The organism is Geobacillus zalihae (assembly GCF_030414215.1).
GTDB classification, from domain to species: Bacteria; Bacillota; Bacilli; order Bacillales; family Anoxybacillaceae; genus Geobacillus; species Geobacillus zalihae.
Genome location: NZ_CP129217.1, coordinates 1,105,075 through 1,123,422, shown reverse-complemented (window position 1 = coordinate 1,123,422; position 18,348 = coordinate 1,105,075). Strand labels below are relative to the sequence as shown.

Sequence of the window (18,348 nt, the reverse complement as noted above, 5' to 3'; positions counted from 1 at the left end):
ATTTCATCAAGAAGCGCCTGCCAGTTCAGAAAACGCCCCCTCCTTCAATCGCCGGTAGAGCGCCTCGCGCAGCCGCTCAAGCTGTACATCGACGCCCGCCTCGATGCGTCCAAACGGCGTCTCCACGACACATCCATATTCAGGAAGCGCATCGTCCGGGTAGATGAATAGATCAACGCGATGCGGAAACAGAGATTTCAGCAGCTCTTTTTGTTCTGCCACGATTTCGTAGCCGTGCGGATGCACATAAACGGCCACTTCCGTTTGCTGGCGCACTTCCTGCAACGCTTGGTGCACGAGCGGCAAAAAAGCGTTTCGATCGCCCTCAAGCGCGGCGCCGAGAATGCGTTCGGCCGCTTTTAACGCCACCTCCAGCATCGCCTCAGCCGTCGATTCGATGCGAGCGTAAAATTCGGTGTTCGCTCGCTCCGCCAAGCGGCGGGCTTGCTCAATCAACGCGCGGTGCTCGCTCAAAGCCTCCTCGCGCCCAGCCGCATAGCCGTCTTCATACCCGCGGGCGCGCGCTTCCTCGATGAGGCGCTCTTTCTCACGCTGCCATTCCTCTTTGTCGCGGGCCAACTGCTCGCGCACCGATTCGTAATATTGCTCTGCCTGGCGGCGAAGCTCGGCTGCTTCTTCCTTGGCGGCGGCGACCGCTTCCATCTCCCGTTGCCGATCGTCGCCGGACGATGGAAGATCGGAAACATGGCGCTGCACGACGATCGTCTTTTTCCCAGAGCGCACCGCCAATTTTGGCGCTTTAATGACGTTAGACAATAATATCATCTCCTCCCCCGCGCGCGATGACGATTTCTCCAGCCTCTTCGAGACGTCGGATCACGGCGACGATGCGCGATTGCGCCTCCTCGACATCACGCAGCCGGACTGGCCCCATATATTCCATTTCTTCTTTGAACGTCTCCGCCATTCTTGTCGACATGTTGCGGAAGACGATGTCTTTCACTTCATCGCTCGCCACCTTAAGCGCCAGCATCAAGTCATTGTTATCCACTTCGCGGATGACGCGCTGAATGGCGCGGTGATCGAGCGTCACGATATCTTCAAAGACAAACATCCGTTTTTTGATTTCCTCGGCCAGTTCCGGATCTTGGATTTCCAAGGCATCCAAAATCGTCCGCTCCGTGCTCCGATCGACTTGGTTCAGCACTTCCACGACCGCCTCAATGCCGCCGGCTTGCGTGTAATCTTGCACGACGGTCGCAGACAGCCGCCGCTCCAAAATTTGCTCGACTTCGTTGATAATCTCCGGCGATGTGCTGTCCATCAGCGCGATGCGCCGGGCGACATCCGCCTGCATTTCCTGCGGCAGCGCCGATAAAATTTGCCCTGCCTGCGCCGGCTCCAAATACGAAAGAATCAGAGCGATCGTTTGTGGATGTTCATTTTGGATGAAGTTTAACAGCTGCATCGGGTCGGCTTTGCGGGCGAAATCAAACGGCCGCACCATCAGCGCTGATGTCAGGCGGTTGATGATCTGCATTGCCTTATCCGGGCCGAGCGCTTTTTCAAGCACTTCTTTCGCATAGGCGATGCCGCCTTGGGCGATGTAATCTTGCGCCAGGGCGAGCTGTCGAAACTCTTCAAGCACTTCCTCTTTTTGTTCCGTCGTCACTTGACGGACGTTGGAAATTTCCAGCGTCAGCTTCTCGATCTCTTCCTCGGATAAATGTTTATAGACAGAGGCCGACACATCCGGGCCGAGGGAGATAAGCAGGATGGCTGCTTTTTGCCTGCCCGACAGCCCGCCTTTTCGTTCGCGCTTTGCCATACGCCGTTCCCCCTACTCTTCCGATAGCCACGTTTTTAATAGTTTGGCAAACTCATCCGGCTTTTCTTTCGCCAGACGCTCAAGCTGTCGACGGCGCAACGCTGCCTCCGTCTCCGGCGGCTCCGGCAAATCCGGCTCCGTCGAAAGCGGCGGAGCAAACAAGCGTTCTTCTTCCTCTTCCTCGTCTTCACGGCGGCGGCGCAGCCAGAGGAACAACAGCAAGGCGACGAGCAACAGCGCTCCTGCGCCGGCCGCATACCACCACCACACCGGCCGGTCCGGCGTCGATTGGGTGAATGTCGGCTTGCCGTTGAATTTTTGCACCGAAACGACGATGCGGTTGTTGATGTCTTGATCCGTGAGCGTTTGCGCCTCGCTTTTGTCAATTGACGTCCGAACGATTGTGCCTAGCAGTTTTTGAATATCATTGACCGTCTCGGGCGGCAGCGAGTTCGGATCATTAGGGTCAGGCGGCTCGACCATCACTTGGATGCCTAGGTCGCGGATTTTATATGGGCTTTCGACGATTTGCTTTTTGATTTTGTTTACCTCGTTGTTGATCGTCTCTTCGGTTCGTTCATAGTTGCCGTTTGTTGCGCCGTTTGCGTTTTGGTAGCCCGGCACTTCGTTCGCGCCTGTTCCAGCGGCGCCTCCGGGCGGCGCACCGCTCCCGGAGTACGTCTCTTTAATGCGCTGAACGCTGACGGCAATACCTTGCTTCGTTTTCTCGTCCACTGGAGAAACCAAATTTTCTTCTCGTTTCTCCTGCGTAAAGTCGACATCCGCCGTCACGGAGACGACGACTTTATCCTGCCCCATCATCGTGCCGAGCAGTTGCTGCACTTGGCGTTGAATGTCGCGCTCGATCTGCTTTTTGATTTGCTGCTGTGAGGCGAATGTCGCCCCTGTCGAATTTTCCCCATCATTTTTTAGGTCATAATACTCAAAAAACTGATTCATAATGACGATATTATCTGTAGAGAGATTCGGAACACTTTTGGCGACGAGATGATAGAGCGCTTTGATTTGCTCGTCGCTGAATTGATAGCCCGGCTTCGTCTTCAGCACGATCGAAGCCGAGGCTTCCCCTTTCTCATCGGAAACGAATACGCTCGGCTGCGGAAGGTTGATCATGACTTTGGCGTCCTCGACGCCGTCGATCGTCTTGATCAAGTTGGCGAGCTCCGTTTGCATCGCCTTCAGCTTCACCATATTGAACTCGTTATCCGTCATGCCGAAGCTCGCGTTTTGGCCGAAAAATGAATAGTCAATGACTCCACTGTTCGGGATGCCTTCAGCAGCGAGCTCGACTTTCAGCGCGTCCACTTGCTCTTTCGGCACTTTAATCGTCGTCCCGCCGTCCGCCACTTCGGCCGGAACGCCGCGCTGGTCAAGCGTTGCTTTAATTTGCCCCGCTTCTTGCGGCGACAAATTGCTGTAGAGGGGCACCATTTCCGTCCTTGTGGCGAAAAAGACGCCGACGCCAACGGCCAAAAGCACGGCCGCTGCCGCAGTGAGCACGAGCCATTTCTGCTTTTTTGTCCGTTCCTGCCAAAACGCGCGAGCGCGGCTCCACCACTCTTTCCATTTCCTTCTCATACAATTCCCCCGATGATCCAATACCTGCCGCCATAGCGCAACAATGGCGGCGGCTTCCGTATGTATTGCGATTCATTGCTGCTACAATGGCATGCGCATCATTTCCTGATACGCTTCGATCGCTTTGTTGCGGATCTCCAGCGTCAGCTGCAACGTGATGCTCGCTTTTTGCGTGGCGATCATCACATCATGCAACTGAACGTTCTCCCCGCGAACGAGCTTTTCCGTCAGCGCATCGGCTTGAATTTGCGCTTCGTTCACGCGGTTGAGCGCCTCTTTGAAAAATGCGGCGAATTGCTTTTGCGCCTCAGCCGGCTTCGCTGGGGGCGAAACGGCGGAAGACATCGTCAGCCCAATGCGGCTTGCTCCATCAATCATCGTTTATCCCCCTCGCATGCTATTTCCCGATCTCGAGCGCCTTCATGAGCATTCCTTTCGAAGCATTCAACACCGTAACGTTCGCCTCATACGAACGCGTCGCCCCGATCAAGTCCACCATTTCTTTCAGCGGGTCGACGTTTGGCAGACGCACATAGCCGTCGGCGCCCGCATCCGGGTGATTCGGGTCGTAGACGAGTTTAAACGGCGCCGGATCATCGACAATTTCGCGCACCCGCACTCCGCCGTCCACCGCGTCGGCACGGCCGAGCGCAGCCTGCAAATAGCCCGAAAACGACCCGCTCTGCGGTTCGATGATGACCATTTTGCGACGGTACGGCTCCCATTCGCCGTTGACAAGGCGGGCGCGCGTCGTATCGACGTTAGCGATGTTGGAGGCAATCACGTCCATGCGCAACCGTTGGGCGGTCAACGCCGAAGCCGAAATGTTTAGACTTTGAAACAAAGACACCCGTTATTTCCCTCCTTTAATCACGGTTTTCAACGTGGTAAATTTGCCGTTGAGCCGCTCGATTAAGGCATTGTAATAAATTTGGTTTTCTGCTAGTTTTGACATTTCTTGATCAATATCGACACTGTTTCCATTATGATTGTAACTCACCGTTGTGTCCGTCGTCACGATGATTTTTCCATTTTGTTCGTTTGGAAACGAAAAATGCTTCGGATTCGTCCGTTTGGCCTCAAGCCGAAACGCCCGTTCCAATTCAGCCTGAAAGCGCACATCTTTCGCCTTATAGCCCGGCGTATCGGCGTTGGCGATGTTGTCGGCGATCGCCTGTTGGCGAAGCGCAGCGTAGCGAAGCCCTTGTTCAAGCCAACCGATCGTCGCTGAAAAGAGCGCCAATGGAATCCCCTCTTTTCTCCTATTTTTCGACAATTTCTGCTAGTTTTCATTTTACGGGAAAGAAAACCTAATGTATAGACGGAACTTGGTACTATTTTTCGACGATGCCATGACAGAAAAACGATGCCAAAGATGTTTGCCAACAACAAAAAACCCGCCGGGCCAAAATACCCAGCGGGCTTAGGCGGCTACGCCGTTCAGCTCGATTTCAATTTTTCCAGTTCGCTTAAAAACTTGTCGTTCAATACTTTAATGTACGTTCCTTTCATGCCGAGCGAGCGCGATTCGATCACGCCGGCGCTTTCTAGTTTGCGCAGAGCATTGACAATGACCGAGCGGGTGATGCCGACGCGGTCGGCGATTTTGCTCGCGACAAGCAGCCCTTCCGTTCCGTCAAGCTCCTCAAAAATATGTTCGATCGCCTCAAGCTCGCTGTAAGAAAGGGAGCTGATCGCCATTTGCACGACCGCCTTGCTGCGCGCTTCCTCTTCAATTTCTTCCGCCTTTTCACGCAGAATTTCCATGCCGACGACCGTCGCACCGTATTCAGCCAAAATGAGATCGTCATTGTCAAACTCGCGGTCAAGGCGCGATAAAATGAGCGTGCCGAGCCGCTCGCCTCCGCCGTTGATCGGAACAATCGTCGTCAAGCCGGTTTTGAACAAGTCACGATTTTCCACTGGAAACGCCGTATATTCGCTATTAATATCAATATTAGGAGACGTTTCCGTAATGTTGAACAAGTTTTTCGTGTATTCTTCCGGAAACTGGCGCTCCTCCAGCATCCGCTTCATCCGTTCGTTTTCAATCGATTGTTTAATGGCGAATCCAAGCAGTTTGCCGCGGCGGCTGACGACAAACACATTGGCTTCAATCACTTCGCAAAGCGTTTCTGCCATTTCTTTAAAATTGACCGGCCGCCCGGCCGCCTTTTGCAACATGGCGTTGATTTTCCGCGTTTTCTCTAGCAAGTTCATGGATTTCATCTCCTCCTCATAAAATAAACTCGCTTAAATCTTTGTTTTTGACGATGCTGCCGAGTTTTTGCTCGACATATTGCGGTGTGATGACGACCTTGTCGATTCCGATGTCCGGCGCCTCAAACAGCAAGTCTTCCAGCAGTTTTTCCAAAATCGTGTGCAACCGGCGCGCACCGATGTTGTCGGTCGTCTGGTTTACTTCAAACGCCACCTCGGCAATCTTACGAATAGCATCGTCAGAAAATTCAAGACTTATACCTTCTGTTGCCAAAAGAGCTTGATATTGTTTAATGAGCGCGTTATTCGGCTCGACTAATATTCTTACGAAATCGTCGACCGAAAGTTTCGCAAGCTCGACGCGGATCGGGAAACGGCCTTGCAGCTCAGGGATCAAATCCGACGGCTTCGCCATATGGAACGCGCCGGCGGCGATGAATAAAATATGGTCTGTTTTCACCGGTCCGTACTTCGTCATGACGGTCGACCCTTCGACAATTGGCAAAATGTCGCGCTGCACCCCTTCGCGCGAGACGTCGGCCGAGCCGGACACCGCTCCGCTGCGGGCGATTTTGTCGATTTCATCGATAAAAATGATGCCGGACTGCTCAGCCAGGCGGACGGCCTCTTGCGTCACTTCATCCATGTCGATCAGCTTTTGCGCTTCCTCGTTGATGAGCACTTTGCGCGCTTCACTCACTTTGAGACGCCGCTTTTTGCGCCGCTTCGGCATGAGGCTGCTCAAGGCGTCCTGCATGTTCATCCCCATCTGCTCAATGCCTGCCCCTTGCAAAAAGTCAAACCATAACGGCGTCTGTTCCTCGATTTCAATCGTCACCATCTCGTTTTCCAACTGCCCGTTTGCCAGCTGCCAAGCAACTTGGCGCCGCTTTTGTTCCACCTGTTCATCCTCATGGCTGTAGCTGTTGTCCGCTTGGGCTCCTTGGCCGCCAAACAGCAGCTCAAGCGGATTTTTGATTGTCTGCTTTGGCTTGCCCGGAACGAGCAGTTCAACAAGCCGCTTGTTCGCCTGCTGTTCAGCCCTGTCTTTCACTTCGTTCATTTTTCGTTCTTTCACGATCCGAACTGACGTTTCCACCAAATCGCGCACCATCGATTCGACGTCGCGCCCGACATAACCGACTTCGGTGAATTTCGTCGCTTCGACTTTGATGAACGGGGCGCCGACGAGTTTGGCGAGCCGGCGGGCGATCTCCGTCTTCCCGACCCCGGTCGGGCCGATCATTAAAATGTTTTTCGGCATCACTTCATCGCGCAATTTTTCATCGAGCAAACTGCGGCGGTACCGGTTGCGAAGCGCGATCGCCACCGCCTTTTTTGCCTCTTTTTGCCCGACGATGAACTGATCGAGCTTTTCGACAATCTGCCGTGGAGTCAACGTTTCCGCCATCATCGGCCTCCTCCTTTTTACAGCTCTTCAACAATAATATGGCCGTTCGTATAAACGCAAATGTCAGCGGCGATCTCGAGCGCCGCCTTGGCAATCTCTTTCGCGGTCATCGAGCCGCCGGCGTACTTCTTCAACGCACGCCCAGCAGCCAACGCATACTGACCGCCCGAGCCGATGGCAAGCATGCCATCATCCGGCTCAATCACTTCGCCCGTGCCGGAGACAAGCAACAAATGCTGTTTGTCCATAACAATGAGCATCGCCTCGAGGCGGCGCAACACTTTATCGCTCCGCCACTCTTTCGCCAGCTCAACCGCCGCGCGCGGCAAGTTGCCATTCCATTGTTCGAGCTTGCCTTCAAACATTTCAAACAGCGTAAACGCGTCAGCGACGGAGCCGGCAAAACCGGCGAGCACGTTTCCTTGGAACAGCCGCCGCACTTTTTTCGCTGTATGCTTCATGACGACCGCATTGCCGAACGTCACTTGGCCGTCTCCAGCCATGGCGGATGCGCCGTTATGGCGGATGGCAAAAATTGTCGTCGCATGAAAGGCTCCCATCATTTCCCCTCCTTGCCTGCGGGTTACGCCCGCGGATGCGCCTGCAAATAAATATGCCGCAGCCGGTCTTTCGTTACATGTGTATACACTTGCGTCGATGACAAATGCGCATGACCGAGCAGTTCCTGCACCGAACGGAGATCGGCCCCTTCGTTGAGCAAATGAGTCGCAAACGTATGCCGAAGCACGTGCGGGCTGATGTTTTGCGTCAGCGCAGCGGCTTCGACAATCCGATCCAAAATATGGCGCACTCCCCGAGGCGTGAGCGGATTGCCTCGGGCGTTGACAAATAAATAGCGGTGGTCCGCCGGCAGCTTTCTTGTCAGTTCGCGTCGGCCCCTATGGATATACCGTTCAAGCGCTTCGCGGGCCGGACGGCCGAACGGAACGTAGCGCTGCTTGTTTCCTTTGCCGTGAATGAGCACGGTTTCCGCAACAAAATCGACATCAGACAGCTGTATGTGACAACATTCACTAACCCGAGCGCCAGTCGCGTACAACAACTCAAGCAGCGCCGCATTGCGCTGGCCTAGGGCCGTATTTTCATCATTGACAAGAAACAATGCTTCTAATTCTTTTGGGTATAAAAAATTAGGAATTTTTTGCTCTTTTTTCGGCAGTGTCGCGAGCGCAAACGGATTTTCGGCCGCCCGCCCTTCGCGCAACAAAAACTTGTAAAAGCTGCGCAGACTCGAAATTTTGCGGGCGACCGAACGGCTGGCCAACTGTTGCTCGTATAGTTTCGTCAAATATAAACGAACGTCGCTGTAGGACACTTCATTGAGCGCGCCGATTCCTTCCTCATCCATAAACCGGAAAAACTGCTCAATGTCACGCCGGTAACACACAATAGTATATTGTGAATAATTTTTCTCGATTTGTAAATATTCCATGAATAATTGTAACGCAAGTTTCGAATTCTCCATCGCCTCACCCCGCAACGGCTACTACATCGTACCATATTCATCCGCATGAACGCAACTGTTTTTTTATAAAATTCTGAATTGTATCCGATGCCTTTTCAAGCTTCTAGCCGCTCTTCATAGTCGCACGCCGTGCATTGCACTTGCACACCTTTTTTCAGCTCTTTCTCCACAAGCAGCCCCGCGCATTTCGGACACGGGCGGGCGAGCGGTTTATCCCACGAGACGAAGTCGCAATCCGGGAAACGGTCGCAGCCGTAAAACACCCGCTTTCTTTTCGTGCTGCGCTCGACGATGTTGCCCTCGCGGCATTTCGGGCACTTGACGCCGATTTCTTTGACAATCGGCTTCGTATGGCGGCATTCCGGAAAATTCGAGCAGGCGATAAACTTGCCGAAACGGCCCATTTTGTACACCATCGGACTGCCGCACACCTCGCAGTCAATGCCGGCCGGCTCATCCTTAATCTCAACTGCGCGCATTTCTTTTTCCGCCACTTTCAACCGTTTTTCAAATTCGCGGTAAAACTCGTCGACGACTTTGATCCATTCCACTTTCCCTTCTTCAATTTCGTCCAATTCTTTTTCCATTTTCGCCGTAAACTCGACATCGATAATTTCCGGGAAAAATTCGAGCATCAGCTCGACAACGATTTCGCCGAGCTCGGTCGGGACAAACCGCTTGTTCTCAAGGACGACATAGTTGCGTTTTTGGATCGTATCAAGCGTCGGAGCATACGTCGACGGGCGGCCGATGCCGAGTTCCTCCAACGTTTTGACGAGGCGGGCTTCCGTGTAGCGCGGCGGCGGCTGCGTAAAGTGCTGCTTCGATTCGATCGTTTCGCTCTCAACTGTTTCCTCTTCTTCCAAATCCGGGAGGATACGGTCCTGCTCTTCCGCTTGATCGTCCGTTCCTTCAATATACACTTTCATAAACCCTGGAAATTTCACCTTCGAGCCGCTGGCGCGGAACACGACACCGTTGTTTTCCAACTCGACGCTCATGGTGTCAAGCACGGCGGCCGCCATTTGACTGGCGATGAACCGTTCCCAAATGAGTTTATACAACCGAAACTGGTCGCGCGTCAAATACGGTTTCACTTTGTCCGGATCGCGAAATGCCGATGTCGGGCGGATCGCTTCATGGGCGTCTTGGGCGTTCGTGCTTTTCTTCTCTTTCCGCTTTTCCTGGTTGACATACATAGCGCCGAACGTCGCCTCGATATATGCCGCCGCCTCTTGCTGCGCCGTCTCGGCGACGCGCGTTGAATCGGTGCGCATATACGTGATCAAACCGACCGTCCCTTCGCTGCCAAGATCGATTCCTTCGTACAGCTGCTGGGCGATCATCATCGTCTTTTTCGTCCGGAAATTCAGTTTGCGCGCCGCTTCCTGCTGAAGCGACGACGTCGTAAACGGCGGCACGGGGCTGCGCTTGCGCTCTCGTTTTGTCACCGTTTTCACCGCAAATGCCGTTCCGTTTAAGCGGTCCAGCACGGCTTTCACATCCGCCTCCGTCTTTAAATCGCGCTTTTGTCCGTCAATACTGTAAAACGAGGCGGCAAACGTCTCTCCTTCTTTTTGAAACGTCGCTTGAATCGTCCAATATTCTTCCGGCTGAAATTCGCGAATTTCTCGTTCCCGATCGATGATGAGGCGCAGCGCCACCGATTGGACGCGGCCGGCGCTTAATCCTTTTTTCACCTTTTTCCATAAGAGCGGGCTGATGTTATAGCCGACGAGGCGGTCGAGCACGCGCCGCGCCTGCTGGGCGTCAACAAGATTCATATTGATCGCGCGCGGCTTTTGAAACGATTGCTGAATCGCATCCTTCGTGATCTCATGAAAGACAACGCGGCAATCAGAGTGAATGTCCAGATCGAGCATGTGGGCCAAATGCCAGGCAATCGCCTCTCCTTCGCGATCGGGGTCGGCGGCAAGAAACACTTTTTTCGCTTTTTTCGCCGCCGTTTTCAACTCTTTGATCACCTGGCCTTTGCCGCGGATCGTAATGTATTTCGGCTCGTAGCCGTGGTCTATATCAACGCCCATTTGGCTTTTTGGCAAATCGCGGACGTGGCCCATCGACGCTTTGACTGTATATTTTTTTCCCAAGTATCGTTCGATCGTCTTCGCTTTCGTTGGCGATTCGACGATAACTAAGTAGTCTGACATCCATCTTCCACCCCTAGGAGGTAAATTGAAATCTTCATTATTATTAATGATTATTGCCGCATTTGTCAAACATGTGCATTACACGTACGGGAATTCATCCAAAATGTCCGCCGCTTCTTGCACTAGTTTTGCCCCGTGCTGAATGAGCGTATTCGGCCCAGCGGATTCCGCCAAACCGATCGGGCCGGGGACGGCGAACACTTCCCGCCCTTGCTCAAGCGCATACGCGGCGGTAATGAGCGAACCGCTTTTTCGCTTCGCCTGCACGACAAGCGTGCCGAGCGACAGCCCGCTGATGATGCGATTGCGCGCGGGAAACTGCCATGCCTGTGGGCGCGTTGCCGGCGGATGCTCAGCGATGACCAACTGTTCGTTCATCAGCAGGGCGGCGAACGGTCGATGTTCTTTCGGATAAATGTGGTCAAGTCCCCCAGCGATGACGGCGATCGTCGACCCGCCATGCTGGACGGCGAGTTGGTGGGCGCACACGTCAATCCCAAACGCGAGCCCGCTGACGATCGTAAAGCCGGCGGCAACAAGCGGCGGCACCAATTTGTTCAACGCTTCGATTCCTTCTTTCGTCGGCCGCCTCGTGCCGACGATGCTGATCAGTTTCCGCTCCTGAAGCAAAGCGGGGGCCCCCTTTGCATACAGCACCCACGGCGGGGCATAAATATGCCGAAGCAACGGCGGATAGTCATGATCAAACACGGTGACCACATGAATGCACCGGTCCATATATGTTTTTATCACACGTTGCACATCGATGGAATGCAAATCATGGAAAAAAGCGGTCCATTGAGCGTCGGAAAGCGGAACGAGCGGGCGGAGATCATGAGGAGGCAGAGAAAATGGAGCGGTGAGCGTCGGATCAACCTTCAGCAAGGAATGAATCGTCTTCCATCCTGCCCCGCGGCAATGATGGAGATGGATAAGTCGGTCGCGGACCGTATCGTACATACTGATCCCCTTTCTTTTTTCACTTTCAGCATGGATCGATCGGTGCAACGAAAACGTTTAACATATCCTTGACGGAAAAGTCGCCTGTCTATTTTTTCGACTGTCGGAGGCAAGCCGCAGGCTTCCCCGTCACGCCTTGGCGTGACGGAAGACCGAACAGCCACCCGCTTCACAGACCCATACATGGGTCTTTAAGCGGCGTTGTTCGGTCGCCCGACAGCCGATCCAATTGCTCTGTAAAAGCGGCAAATGGGAAAGCTTCAAATTGCATCTATAGACATGATATGCAACACCCCGCACGGCAACGTGCGGGGCCAAACCATTAGTGCGTTTTGCATTTCTCGTACAAGCCGCGTTCTTTCAGCACAGAAATGAGCGTTTCGCCGATCACGGCCGGCGTTTCCGCCACTTTAATGCCGCATTCGGTCATTTTTTTGATTTTCTCTGCGGCCGTGCCTTTGCCGCCGGAAATGATCGCGCCCGCATGGCCCATCCGTTTGCCCGGAGGCGCCGTTTGCCCGCCGATAAAGCCGACGACCGGCTTCGTCATGTTCGCTTTCACCCATTCGGCCGCTTCTTCTTCCGCCGTGCCGCCGATTTCGCCGATCATAATGACCGCGTACGTCTCCTCGTCTTCGTTAAACGCCTTCAGTACATCGATGAAGTTCGTGCCGTTGACCGGGTCGCCGCCAATGCCGACCGCCGTCGATTGGCCGATGCCGGCTTGCGTCAATTGGTGAACCGCTTCATACGTCAGCGTGCCGGAGCGCGAGACGATGCCGACGTGCCCTTTTTTATGGATGTAGCCCGGCATAATGCCGATTTTGCACTCTTCCGGCGTAATGACGCCCGGGCAGTTCGGACCGATGAGGCGCGTCTTTTTGCCCTCCATGTACCGTTTCACTTTCACCATATCAAGCACCGGAATGCCTTCGGTGATGCAAACAACAAGGTCGAGTCCCGCGTCGACCGCTTCCATGATGGCATCCGCAGCGAAGGCCGGCGGAACGTAAATGACCGAGGCGTTCGCGCCTGTTTTTTCGACCGCTTCGGAAACGGTGTCAAACACCGGCACGCCTTCGACTTCCGTGCCGCCTTTGCCCGGCGTGACGCCGCCGACGATGTTCGTCCCGTACTCGATCATCTGCTTTGTATGGAACAGCCCTTGCGAACCGGTAATCCCTTGTACGATCACTTTCGTATCTTTATTGACAAAAACGCTCACGTGTCTCCCTCGCTTTCTTAACGTACTAGCTCGACGATTTTTTGTGCTCCGTCCGCCATCGATTCGGCCGCAATAATGTTTAAGCCCGACTCTTGCAAAATCTTTTTCCCAAGCTCAACGTTCGTTCCTTCAAGTCGGACGACAAGCGGAAGCGTCAAACCGACTTGCTTCGTCGCCGCGACGATGCCGCTCGCGATGACATCGCATTTCATAATGCCGCCGAAAATGTTGACGAAAATGCCTTTGACGTTCGGGTCGGACAAAATGATTTTGAACGCTTCCCTTACTTTTTCCTCGCTGGCGCCGCCGCCGACATCGAGGAAGTTGGCCGGCTCGCCTCCGTAATATTTGATGATGTCCATTGTCGCCATCGCCAAGCCGGCGCCGTTGACCATGCAGCCGATGTTGCCGTCAAGAGCGATGTAGTTCAAGTCGTATTTCGACGCTTCGACTTCTTTCGGGTCTTCTTCATCCAAGTCGCGGTATTCAAGGATGTCCGGATGGCGGTATAAGGCGTTTGAATCGAAATTCAGCTTCGCATCAAGCGCCATCACTTTGCCGTCGCCGGTGACGACAAGCGGGTTGATTTCGGCGATCGAGCAGTCTTTATCGACAAACACTTGGTACAAGCCCATCATAAATTTGACCGCTTGGTTGACGAGATGCTTCGGAATGTTGATGTTGAAAGCCAATCGGCGCGCTTGGAACGCTTGGAGCCCGACGGCTGGATCAATGTATTCTTTAAAAATTTTCTCCGGCGTTTTCGCCGCCACTTCTTCGATTTCCGTTCCGCCTTCTTCCGACCCCATTAACACGACGCGCGAGGTGGCGCGGTCGACGACAAGGCCGATGTAGTATTCTTTTTGGATGTCGCACCCTTCTTCAATCAACAGCCGTTTCACTTCTTTTCCTTCCGGGCCGGTTTGATGGGTGACGAGCACTTTGCCGAGCAATTCGCTGGCGTATGTACGGACTTCCTCGAGGCTTTTTGCCACTTTCACCCCGCCCGCTTTGCCGCGCCCGCCGGCATGAATTTGCGCTTTGACGACACACACCGGCGCGCCGAGCTCTTTCGCCGCTTCGACCGCTTCATCCACCGTGAACGCGACGCGGCCGTTCGGCACGCTCACACCATAGCTTCGCAAAATTTCTTTTGCTTGGTATTCATGAATGTTCATGCGCCAACCTCCTATGTATAAAATCAAAAAAGTCTTAGCGCTTTCATTTTATACCTAACATTTCGCGCTTGTCCACCGTTTCGCCGCAAAATTAAGAAAGCGGGGAATAGGAAAATTACCCCTTCCCCGCTCTTTCTCCTTTCGCTTCCTGATCAAGCTGATACAAAAACGCGAACAATTCAGCCACTAAGGCGTACAGCTCCTCCGGGATCATTTCGTTGATCTCCACTTTCCCCAGCAGCTCAACAAGCGTCGGATCTTGGCGAATCGGCACGCCGTGCTGCCGGGCGGCGGCGATGATCGCTTCGGCGACCTTGCCAACCCCTTTCGCCTTGGCGATCGGAGCTGCGTCAAGTGCCGCATCGTAAGACAAGGCGACTGCTTTTTTCCGCTCCTCGTTCATGCTTGGCAATCCACCTCGCTGCAACTGTCGGCAAACAGAAAAACGGAAGGCGGAGGAGGGGCGGAACGCGTTGCCTTTACATCAATGCCTGAAAGCGCATAGCCGTGCGCCTGAAACCGCTCTTTGACAAGCGGAGCCATCCGAGCGGCAGCAACCGCCAACCGCGGATCATCGTGAAAAATGGAGATGTGGACGATCCGTCGTTGCACGCGCATATCAACGATCACCTCTCCCAGCTCTTCAAGCGTCAGGCAACAAACAATGCGGTTGTAATCGGCATCAAGCGGCCCGCCTTGTTTCCTCCTTCCTTGCCAGCACACAGCAAAATCGCTGCTGCGGCCGCCAAGCGGCAATGGAAACGAAATCCATACGTGCTCAATGAGCCCATCGCCGCCAGCAGCGATGGCCATGCCATCGAGCTGGTCGAGAATCGCTTCGGCCGCCCTCTTGGCCCCTTCGCTCCCCGATTCATGAAGAAAGCGAAGAAGCAGCCGTTTCAACGACGGGGCGGAAGGCAAATCCTCGATTTTCCCGACACGGACGAGCGCCGCCTCGTCCTCAAGCCCAAGCCGCACGGCCGCTCGCCTCAGCCAGCAAAACAGCGACAGCGCCGGATCTCTCGTCGCTCGAGCGGCCGCCCACAACTTCGCTTCCGCGGCGGGCAGCGCTCCGCTTTGATAGGCAGCATCGAGAGCGGCCCACCGTTCCAAAAACGCCTCCTCGTCCGTCAAGCCGAGCTGCCGAATGATATCGGCAAACCGGCGGCATTGCACCGCCTCCCGAAGCGCCAAGCGGCGGTCCTCCGGCAACGGGGCGAGCCCAAGGCGGGCAAGAAGCGCGCGGGCCGTTTCGGCCTCTTCCTCCCCTGACAGCAACAAACGCACGGCCGCCTCGTAAGCGGACAGCGGCGGTGAAAGAAACTTCTCCATCGCCCGGATGAGCTTAAGCGCCGCCGGATGGGCGGAAAGGGCGGCAATGGCCGCTTTCAGTTTCCCCAAACCCTCAGCGAGCGGCACCCCGGTTTTGGCTGCCCATAGCGCGCGAAACACGGCTGAAGAGAACGGCAGCCGGCGGCGAAACAAATGGGCGAGCACGTCTTCGGCCGCGTCCGGCTGGCCGGTCTCTTTCACCGCTTCAGTCAGTGCGGCAATTTCCTCTTTCGTTGCAGCCGCGCCAGCTTTCAGCGCTTGGCGGAGCACCGGCAGCGCCGCATCCGGCAGTTTCCACGCTTTTTGCCACCGGCGCACCGCCTCTTCACCTGACGGAGCAGACGCCGGTTCGGAAAGGGGAATGGCTTTCCAATAAATTGTTCCTTGTCGTTCGTGAATTTCAAACAAATACAAACGTCCGACGGCAAGCGGCGCCTCCAAACGGGCGCGCACAAGCTGTCCGCCAGCGCGGACGAGCGCCGCCCGCTCCCCGGTTTCCATCTCCTCGACCCGCTCCACTCGGCCGACGACGGCCTGCCCCGGCTGAAACCGCCGGCTGGATGTCGCGTCGCGGACAGCGGTCGTTGGCATTGTCCGCTCCATGCGCTCGACCATTTCGTCCCATCCCTTCTTCTAGAGCTGCTCGCTCGCCTTCAGCACCTCCCTCACCGGTGCGAACGAACGACGGTGCTCAGGCGTAACGCCGTAGCGGCGGATCGCCTCGAAATGTTCCGGCGTTCCGTAGCCCATATGGCGCGCGAACCCGTATTGTGGATAGCGGCGATCCAGTTCTTTCATCCACCGGTCGCGCGTCACTTTGGCGATGACCGACGCAGCGGCGATTGAAGCGCTGTTGGCGTCTCCTTTTATGAGGCGCTGTTGCGGCAGTGGGCACGGCACCGCCATCGCATCAACAAGCAAATGTTCAGGCGGCGGGGAAAGGGCGTTCACCGCTTTCGCCATCGCTTGCCTTGTCGCTTCGTAAATATTCCTTTCATCGATCTCCGCCGCGCTGACGATGCCGATGCCGATGGCGACGGCGCACGCTTCAATTTGCGCAAACAATGCCTCGCGCTTTTCCGGCGTCAGCCGCTTCGAGTCGTCAAGCCCCGGCAAATAGGCGTCTTTCGGCAAGATGACCGCGGCGGCGACGACCGGGCCGGCCAGCGGGCCGCGCCCGGCCTCATCAATGCCGGCGATCCGTCTAACGCCAGCGGCGTATAGTTCCCTCTCATAACGCATTAGTTCTTCCCACCGCTGCTCGATGGCGTGCCGGCGCGCTTTCTGCCTTTCAAAACGGGCAAGAAGCGCCTGCACGCTTTTTCGCTCATCCTGCCGCAGCATCTCCCAGCGCGGGTCGTCCGCGCCAAGCTTCGGAAGCAGCGCTTCAATGTCTTTCACCGTATACCGCTTCATGCTCCTCTCCCTCTTCTACTTATTACTATCGGCTCTGTTTGGCCGACCGTAAAGCACCGCCGGCAAAAAACGCCCGCCGGACGCGCTACGTCCGTGAAGCGGGCGTTTCAAAGCTTAAGCGGCCTAATTTTTCCGTGCGGATGTCATACAAAACGATGTCAGCCACTTTATCGTAGTCAACAGCGCCGCCTGACGTCAAGCAGCCGCGCCGCCTTCCGATGGTGTCAAACAAGGCGACGATGTCATCAGGAATGTCATCAAGGCCGTAGCGCTCCGCAAGCCGGTTGGGATAGTGAGTCGACAAAAAGCGGAGCGCATAGACGGCGACATCCTGCAAGTTTAAAATTTCGTCCTTAATGGCGCCGGTCACCGCCAACTTGTAGCCCACGTCCTCATCCTCAAATTTCGGCCATAGGATGCCTGGGGTATCAAGCAGCTCCATTTCTTTGCCCACTTTGATCCATTGCTGCGCTTTTGTCACCCCCGGCTTGTCGCCGGTTTTCGCGATATGGCGGCCGGCGAGCCGGTTGATCAGCGTCGACTTGCCGACGTTCGGGATGCCGACGATGAGCGCCCGAACCGGGCGCGGGTTTTTAATCCCTTTCGCCCGCATTTTCTCGAATTTGTCTTTCACCATCTCTTTCGCTGCCGCCGCGATTTGCCGGACTCCTGTTCCGCTTTGAGCATCGATGGGCAAAGCCAGCCGCCCTTGATCGTGGAAATAGCGGATCCACTGTTCGGTCACCGCCTCATCGGCCATATCAGCCTTATTGAGCAAAATGAGGCGCGGCTTTTGTCCGAGAATCTCGTCGATCATCGGGTTGCGCGAGGACATCGGCACACGGGCGTCAAGCAGCTCAAACGCTACGTCGATCAACTTTAATTTTTCTTGCACTTCCCGCTTGGCCTTCGCCATATGGCCGGGGAACCATTGAATCACTGTCATTGGCATCACCTGCCTCGTTTATTTCACAATCCGGGCGTCAGCCAACGGCCAATACACAAGATTCGCCTTGCCAACGACTTTGGACATCGGAATGAAGCCGATATGGCGGCTGTCTTTGCTGAAACGGCGATTGTCGCCCATGACAAACAAATGCCCCGGCGGCACCGTGCTTCGCCCGGTCAGTTCCTCCAAAGTGAACGATTCCGTCAGTGGACCGCCGTCGGACAACTGCTTTTTATACTCGTCCAAATACGGCTCTTCATACGGCTTGCCATTGATATAGAGCGTATCATTTTTGTATTCAATTCGGTCGCCCGGCAGGCCGATGACTCGCTTAATATAGTCTCTCCCTTCTTCGGCGTGAAAAACAATGATATCGAAACGGTGCGGCATGCCGATTTTATACGCCAGTTTATTGACGATCATCCGCTCATGGTTATGTAATGTCGGCATCATCGAATAACCGTCGACGATGATCGGAGCGAAAATAAAGTAGCGGATGCCCCCGGCGAGCAAGACGGCAACGACGATCGCTTTCATCCATTCACGCCATTCGCTTTTTTTCTGTTCCATTGTCCACCCACCTAAATCAAAGTTTGCAGTCGTGGATCACTA

The 18,348-nt window shown here is 54.9% G+C and carries 19 protein-coding genes; all 19 read right to left on the bottom strand.

The features are described from left to right. Positions 1–6 precede the first annotated feature (6 nt). A complete protein-coding gene (gene fliH / locus QWV57_RS05820; protein ID WP_015374408.1) occupies positions 7–786 on the bottom strand; it encodes a flagellar assembly protein FliH in 780 nt (259 codons plus the stop codon). Continuing rightward, entirely contained in the window at positions 770–1,789 is a 1,020-nt protein-coding gene (gene fliG, locus QWV57_RS05815; protein ID WP_015374407.1) for a flagellar motor switch protein FliG, read from the bottom strand. Before fliG ends, fliH begins: the two co-directional genes overlap by 17 nt. A 12-nt stretch (positions 1,790–1,801) precedes the next feature. After that, positions 1,802–3,388 carry a flagellar basal-body MS-ring/collar protein FliF gene (fliF, locus tag QWV57_RS05810; RefSeq protein WP_033005281.1) on the bottom strand — a complete coding sequence of 529 codons (1,587 nt, stop codon included), beginning with the start codon at positions 3,386–3,388 and terminating at the stop codon, positions 1,802–1,804. 81 nt (positions 3,389–3,469) lie between these two features. Next, positions 3,470–3,766: a flagellar hook-basal body complex protein FliE gene (gene fliE / locus QWV57_RS05805; protein WP_301101235.1), complete on the bottom strand. Its 297-nt coding sequence runs from the start codon at positions 3,764–3,766 to the stop codon at positions 3,470–3,472. 19 nt (positions 3,767–3,785) lie between these two features. Beyond that, complete coding sequence (gene flgC / locus QWV57_RS05800) at positions 3,786–4,238, bottom strand: flagellar basal body rod protein FlgC (RefSeq protein ID WP_013145762.1); 453 nt, start codon at positions 4,236–4,238, stop codon at positions 3,786–3,788. Positions 4,239–4,241: 3 nt separating this feature from the next. Next, positions 4,242–4,631 carry a flagellar basal body rod protein FlgB gene (flgB, locus tag QWV57_RS05795; RefSeq protein WP_011230716.1) on the bottom strand — a complete coding sequence of 130 codons (390 nt, stop codon included), beginning with the start codon at positions 4,629–4,631 and terminating at the stop codon, positions 4,242–4,244. Between the two features lie 197 nt (positions 4,632–4,828). Further along, complete coding sequence (gene codY, locus QWV57_RS05790) at positions 4,829–5,608, bottom strand: GTP-sensing pleiotropic transcriptional regulator CodY (RefSeq protein ID WP_011230715.1); 780 nt, start codon at positions 5,606–5,608, stop codon at positions 4,829–4,831. 16 nt (positions 5,609–5,624) lie between these two features. Further along, positions 5,625–7,019: an ATP-dependent protease ATPase subunit HslU gene (gene hslU, locus QWV57_RS05785; protein ID WP_015374405.1), complete on the bottom strand. Its 1,395-nt coding sequence runs from the start codon at positions 7,017–7,019 to the stop codon at positions 5,625–5,627. 17 nt (positions 7,020–7,036) lie between these two features. Further along, the gene (gene hslV / locus QWV57_RS05780) at positions 7,037–7,579 is read right to left on the bottom strand and encodes an ATP-dependent protease subunit HslV (RefSeq protein ID WP_011230713.1); all 543 of its coding nucleotides are present in this window, start codon (positions 7,577–7,579) and stop codon (positions 7,037–7,039) included. Between the two features lie 23 nt (positions 7,580–7,602). Further along, complete coding sequence (gene xerC, locus QWV57_RS05775; RefSeq protein ID WP_021321701.1) at positions 7,603–8,505, bottom strand: tyrosine recombinase XerC; 903 nt, start codon at positions 8,503–8,505, stop codon at positions 7,603–7,605. A 95-nt stretch (positions 8,506–8,600) separates the two neighbouring features. Further along, entirely contained in the window at positions 8,601–10,676 is a 2,076-nt protein-coding gene (topA, locus tag QWV57_RS05770; protein ID WP_015374403.1) for a type I DNA topoisomerase, read from the bottom strand. Positions 10,677–10,754: 78 nt separating this feature from the next. Continuing rightward, positions 10,755–11,636, bottom strand: coding sequence for a DNA-processing protein DprA (gene dprA, locus QWV57_RS05765; RefSeq protein WP_015374402.1), 882 nt, complete (start codon positions 11,634–11,636; stop codon positions 10,755–10,757). A gap of 322 nt (positions 11,637–11,958) precedes the next feature. Beyond that, entirely contained in the window at positions 11,959–12,861 is a 903-nt protein-coding gene (gene sucD / locus QWV57_RS05760) for a succinate--CoA ligase subunit alpha (protein ID WP_015374401.1), read from the bottom strand. A 17-nt stretch (positions 12,862–12,878) separates the two neighbouring features. Next, the gene (sucC, locus tag QWV57_RS05755) at positions 12,879–14,039 is read right to left on the bottom strand and encodes an ADP-forming succinate--CoA ligase subunit beta (protein ID WP_011230708.1); all 1,161 of its coding nucleotides are present in this window, start codon (positions 14,037–14,039) and stop codon (positions 12,879–12,881) included. Between the two features lie 115 nt (positions 14,040–14,154). Next, positions 14,155–14,442: an EscU/YscU/HrcU family type III secretion system export apparatus switch protein gene (locus tag QWV57_RS05750; RefSeq protein ID WP_301101214.1), complete on the bottom strand. Its 288-nt coding sequence runs from the start codon at positions 14,440–14,442 to the stop codon at positions 14,155–14,157. Further along, positions 14,439–15,986: a TP0910 N-terminal domain-containing protein gene (locus QWV57_RS05745; protein ID WP_025039274.1), complete on the bottom strand. Its 1,548-nt coding sequence runs from the start codon at positions 15,984–15,986 to the stop codon at positions 14,439–14,441. Before QWV57_RS05745 ends, QWV57_RS05750 begins: the two co-directional genes overlap by 4 nt. An 18-nt stretch (positions 15,987–16,004) precedes the next feature. Further along, the gene (gene rnhB / locus QWV57_RS05740; protein ID WP_011230705.1) at positions 16,005–16,787 is read right to left on the bottom strand and encodes a ribonuclease HII; all 783 of its coding nucleotides are present in this window, start codon (positions 16,785–16,787) and stop codon (positions 16,005–16,007) included. 85 nt (positions 16,788–16,872) lie between these two features. After that, on the bottom strand, positions 16,873–17,739 hold the full coding sequence (gene ylqF, locus QWV57_RS05735; protein ID WP_021321697.1) for a ribosome biogenesis GTPase YlqF: 867 nt from the start codon (positions 17,737–17,739) through the stop codon (positions 16,873–16,875). A 12-nt stretch (positions 17,740–17,751) separates the two neighbouring features. Then, on the bottom strand, positions 17,752–18,306 hold the full coding sequence (gene lepB, locus QWV57_RS05730) for a signal peptidase I (RefSeq protein WP_011230703.1): 555 nt from the start codon (positions 18,304–18,306) through the stop codon (positions 17,752–17,754). Positions 18,307–18,348 lie beyond the last annotated feature (42 nt).

Bases quoted from the DNA above. Each gene is read 5' to 3' on its own strand.
- fliH (WP_015374408.1), bottom strand. From the start codon at position 786: ATGATATTATTGTCTAACGTCATTAAAGCGCCAAAATTGGCGGTGCGC.
- fliG (WP_015374407.1), bottom strand. From the start codon at position 1,789: ATGGCAAAGCGCGAACGAAAAGGCGGGCTGTCGGGCAGGCAAAAAGCA.
- fliF (WP_033005281.1), bottom strand. From the start codon at position 3,388: ATGAGAAGGAAATGGAAAGAGTGGTGGAGCCGCGCTCGCGCGTTTTGG.
- fliE (WP_301101235.1), bottom strand. From the start codon at position 3,766: ATGATTGATGGAGCAAGCCGCATTGGGCTGACGATGTCTTCCGCCGTT.
- codY (WP_011230715.1), bottom strand. From the start codon at position 5,608: ATGAACTTGCTAGAGAAAACGCGGAAAATCAACGCCATGTTGCAAAAG.
- hslU (WP_015374405.1), bottom strand. From the start codon at position 7,019: ATGGCGGAAACGTTGACTCCACGGCAGATTGTCGAAAAGCTCGATCAG.
- hslV (WP_011230713.1), bottom strand. From the start codon at position 7,579: ATGGGAGCCTTTCATGCGACGACAATTTTTGCCATCCGCCATAACGGC.
- xerC (WP_021321701.1), bottom strand. From the start codon at position 8,505: ATGGAGAATTCGAAACTTGCGTTACAATTATTCATGGAATATTTACAA.
- topA (WP_015374403.1), bottom strand. From the start codon at position 10,676: ATGTCAGACTACTTAGTTATCGTCGAATCGCCAACGAAAGCGAAGACG.
- dprA (WP_015374402.1), bottom strand. From the start codon at position 11,636: ATGTACGATACGGTCCGCGACCGACTTATCCATCTCCATCATTGCCGC.
- sucC (WP_011230708.1), bottom strand. From the start codon at position 14,039: ATGAACATTCATGAATACCAAGCAAAAGAAATTTTGCGAAGCTATGGT.
- QWV57_RS05750 (WP_301101214.1), bottom strand. From the start codon at position 14,442: ATGAACGAGGAGCGGAAAAAAGCAGTCGCCTTGTCTTACGATGCGGCA.
- QWV57_RS05745 (WP_025039274.1), bottom strand. From the start codon at position 15,986: ATGGTCGAGCGCATGGAGCGGACAATGCCAACGACCGCTGTCCGCGAC.
- rnhB (WP_011230705.1), bottom strand. From the start codon at position 16,787: ATGAAGCGGTATACGGTGAAAGACATTGAAGCGCTGCTTCCGAAGCTT.
- ylqF (WP_021321697.1), bottom strand. From the start codon at position 17,739: ATGCCAATGACAGTGATTCAATGGTTCCCCGGCCATATGGCGAAGGCC.
- lepB (WP_011230703.1), bottom strand. From the start codon at position 18,306: ATGGAACAGAAAAAAAGCGAATGGCGTGAATGGATGAAAGCGATCGTC.